This is a genomic window from Armatimonas sp., assembly GCF_964826245.1.
In genome coordinates this window covers 1-3,520 of record NZ_CBAYMC010000347.1, presented here as the reverse complement: position 1 = coordinate 3,520, position 3,520 = coordinate 1, and the positions used below count along the sequence as shown (strand labels likewise).

General features: G+C 58.7%; 4 protein-coding genes. All 4 read right to left on the bottom strand.

Annotation, left to right across the window (positions count from 1 at the left end):
* Positions 1–1,035: D-apionate lactonase family protein (locus tag AC1XOS_RS21145; RefSeq protein WP_481964192.1), on the bottom strand; the 1,035-nt coding region annotated here is incomplete at its 3' end.
* Positions 1,036–1,073: 38 nt separating this feature from the next.
* Positions 1,074–1,805 (bottom strand): SDR family NAD(P)-dependent oxidoreductase, encoded by a 732-nt coding sequence (locus AC1XOS_RS21140; RefSeq protein ID WP_481964191.1) that lies wholly within the window; start codon positions 1,803–1,805, stop codon positions 1,074–1,076.
* Positions 1,805–2,632 (bottom strand): fumarylacetoacetate hydrolase family protein, encoded by an 828-nt coding sequence (locus AC1XOS_RS21135; RefSeq protein ID WP_481964190.1) that lies wholly within the window; start codon positions 2,630–2,632, stop codon positions 1,805–1,807. The genes AC1XOS_RS21140 and AC1XOS_RS21135 overlap by 1 nt, the downstream gene beginning before the upstream one ends.
* Positions 2,633–2,889: 257 nt before the next feature.
* A partial coding sequence (locus AC1XOS_RS21130) for a transposase (RefSeq protein ID WP_481964189.1) occupies positions 2,890–3,520 on the bottom strand: 631 nt, incomplete at its 5' end.

Sequence of the window (3,520 nt, the reverse complement as noted above, 5' to 3'; positions counted from 1 at the left end):
CTTTAGACAGACGGCGGCCCAGGCGGCTCCCATTGGGTTGGCATTGCGTGGCTCAGGGGCAGGGCGGGGATGGGTGAGCGTGAGGGCGATGTGATGGATGTCTATCTGCTTTCCGGGCGCAAACTGCCGCGCGGACTCTGCCAGCTCGACAATCACGGGGACATTCTCCCAGCACGTGTCGTCGTCGTAGAGGTGCTCGGTGGGGAAGTAGGCGAAGGAGACGCTCTCGGCGGCCTTGGCTTTCTCCCGGTCGTGGTTGATGCTATGGAACCAGTTTCGCTCGCCCGTGCTTCCCTGGCGAATCTCAGGAAAGGTGCGACTGAGCAGGACCTCACCCAGCACGAGCCGTGTCGTTTTACTTGTGCGCTGCTTGACGGCTTGGAGAAGGCCCTCAGGCTTGATCGTGATGGTCTGCGTGTGCGCGTCGCCTTTGGTCAGCTTGGGGTAGGCGTAGGGCATCGTCATGTAGGCTTTGAAGCTGGAGTCGGCGAAGTTGCGCTGGTCTTCCATGGAGAAAAGCCCATCGCCCGTCGCGCTCACTCGGATAGTGCCGTAGCGTAGCTCCGAGAAGTTTTCCTCGAAGGTGAGTGGGGCATTGACGTACTTGGGGAACGTCCCGGTGCGCGGGCCGTCTTTGCCTGTGAGCGTGTACTTCTGGCCGCAGACCGTGGGCGTCCCAAAGAGCACGCAGAGCCCAACACGATTCGTCTCAAAGTCGCGCGTCGGTGCGCCGGTTGCCGTGAAGACAATCGTGCCATCGCGCTTGCCCTCGATCTTCCCCGACCAGCTAAACGCCCCGTCTGAGTCGAAGCCCGCCGCGCCTCGCTCACAGCGTGCGTCGAAGACAATACGAAAGCCACTCTCGGTTTGGGAGATGTCGAGGTTGGAGAGCTTGGGAGTCAGGGTATCCCAGGTCTTGGTTCGCACCGCAAAAAACACCCGCCGGACAACTTCCGTGTCACCGAGTTTGATGTAGCGCAGCTCGCCGTCGGCAAACTTACACCGAAGCGGCCCCGCGCTGAGTTCCTGTTCCATGAAATTCTCCGTTGGTTCCGCCGATTGAAATCGGCGGTCTAGTGCATTGCCATGACGCCGCCGTCGATGTCGTAGGCGGCGCCTGTGACAAAGCTGGCTTCGTCGGAGCAGAGATAGGCCACCAATGCGGCGATCTCGGCGGGCTGGCCCATACGGCCCATGGGCTGCGCGGACGACAGCACGGCGAGCTGCTCGGCCTCTTTTCCGGGGTAGTTCTTGGCTAAGTAGGCATCCACAAACGGGGTGTGAACCCGCGCCGGGCAGACGGCGTTGCAGCGGATGTTATCTGCCACAAAGTCTTTCGCGATGCAGCGGGTCATGGCCAGCACCGCCCCCTTGGTTGCGGAGTACGCAAAGCGCTCCGCGAGCGCGGTCTCGGCGGCGATGGAGCAGATATTGACGATACTTCCGCCGTTGCCGCTAGCCTTCATGCGGCGCACGGCTTCCTGACAGCAGAGAAAGAGCCCACGCGCGTTCACGCCCATGAGCCGGTCGAAGTCCGCGGGGGTGGTCTTGAGAATATCGCCCACAAACCCGATTCCCGCCGAGCACACCAGAATATCCAGCGGCCCGCCTGCCTCTTCATCCGCTTTTGCGAAGGCGCGAGAAACGGAGTCAGGGTCGGAGACATCACAGGGTAGGTCGGCGTGGTCACTCAGATCTAGCACGAGGACGCTCGCGCCCTGTGTCTTGAGCGTCTCCACGATCGCCGCCCCAATTCCTGAGGCACCACCCGTCACAATCGCGCGTTTTCCGTCCAGTGAGAACATTAGAAAGTTCCCCCAGACTTGGGGGCGGAGGGGGCCTCCTCCACGGTATTGACCAGCACTCCGATTCCTTCGATCTCGATCTCACAGACATCGCCGGGGACGAGCCAGCGCTTGGGGGTGCGTCCCATGCCGACGCCCTCGGGGGTGCCGGTCAAGATCACCGTGCCCGGAAGCAGGGTGAAGTTCTTGGAGAGCGACGAGATAATCTCGCAGACATCGAAGATCATGTCTGCCGTGTTGGAGTTTTGCAGCGTCTCGCCGTTGACGCGGGTCTGAATCTGAAGCTCGTTGGGATCGTCTATTTCGTCCACAGTGACGAGTACGGGGCCAAGGGGGCAGAACGTGTCGAAGCTCTTGCCGCGTGTCCATTGTTTATCGTAGCGTAGCTGCCAGTCGCGGGCGGAGACATCGTTGGCACAGGTATAGCCGAAAACGTAGTCTAGGGCATCGTCTTCGTCCACGTTCTTGGCAGTCTTGCCGATCACCACGGCTAGCTCGCACTCGTAGTCCACTTCCTCGCTGTTTTTCGGGTGGATGATCGGGTCGCCGGGGTTGCTCAGGGTGCTGGTGGGCTTGATAAAGAGAATTGGTCGGTCGGGAACGGCCATGCCGCTCTCCTCCGCGTGCCGCTGGTAGTTGAGGCCGATGCACAAAATATTGGGCGGCGTGATCGGGGCCAGGAGCTTGGCGACCGAGAGAAGCTCTTTGGTGGGGGTGAGGCCGGTGAATAAATCTCCCTCGAGCGCCGTCGCCGTGGTGTAGGTGTCGTCGGTGGGGGTGCCGTAGCGGATATTGCCCGCGTGGTCAATAAATCTGATGATCTTCATGCTTCTGGAATTATACCCCAGCGTTCGATTATGCTACTTTTGCAGTAAATCGTCTCCGTCGTCTCCAGGATGTCTTGATGGGATGTTTCAATAGAGCTGGTTTACAGATTTAACGAGAGATCAATAACGGTAGTTTGTTGACTTAGGGCGAAATTGTCAAGTCCATTTTTTGGTGTAATTACGGTTCCCTCTCCCCAGGCGGCTTTGCCGCCCGCGAAGCTTGGTAGCTTCGCCTTCAAAAGCGTCTGGATAGCGGCTTAAGCCACCGTCAAGAGCACCTCAGATTCCTTTCCTTTAAAAGCAGCAGCAGAACCCTCTGTCTTGGGCAAAGCCTCCCGTGAAGCGTGCCCCTCAGATCTCTCCAAGCGCCAAGCATGATAATCGTCCATGTTAGTGTAGACTTTTCCCGTCGTCATTGCTTCGTCAAACTTCATGAGCAGCGCCCCCAGCAGGCGCTCGCAGCTCGCACGATTCGGATAAATCCGAATCACGCGGTCTCTGCGACGAATCTCTTCATTCAAGCGCTCCTGGGAGTTACTTGTCCTCAAAAGACGATGGTACTTCGTCGGTAAGATGAGTACACTGGTCACTTCATCAAAGGCAGACTCCAGCAGAGCCACCGCCTTGCTGCATCGCTTCTCAAAGGTCTGGCACGTCTCTCGTAAGCGCGTGCGAGCGCTGGCAAGATCGGGAGCATGAAGCACTTGTTTGGCCAAGCTAAGGAAAGCTTCCACCTCGGTTTTGGGACAAGCATCCGAGAGGTTTTGGATAAAGTGCGCTTGACATCGCTGCCAGGTTGCCCCCACAAAACTCCCTTCAATGGCTTTGACAAGTCCTGCATGATCATCCGAGATGAGGAACTCCACCCCGGTTAATCCCCGTGACTTC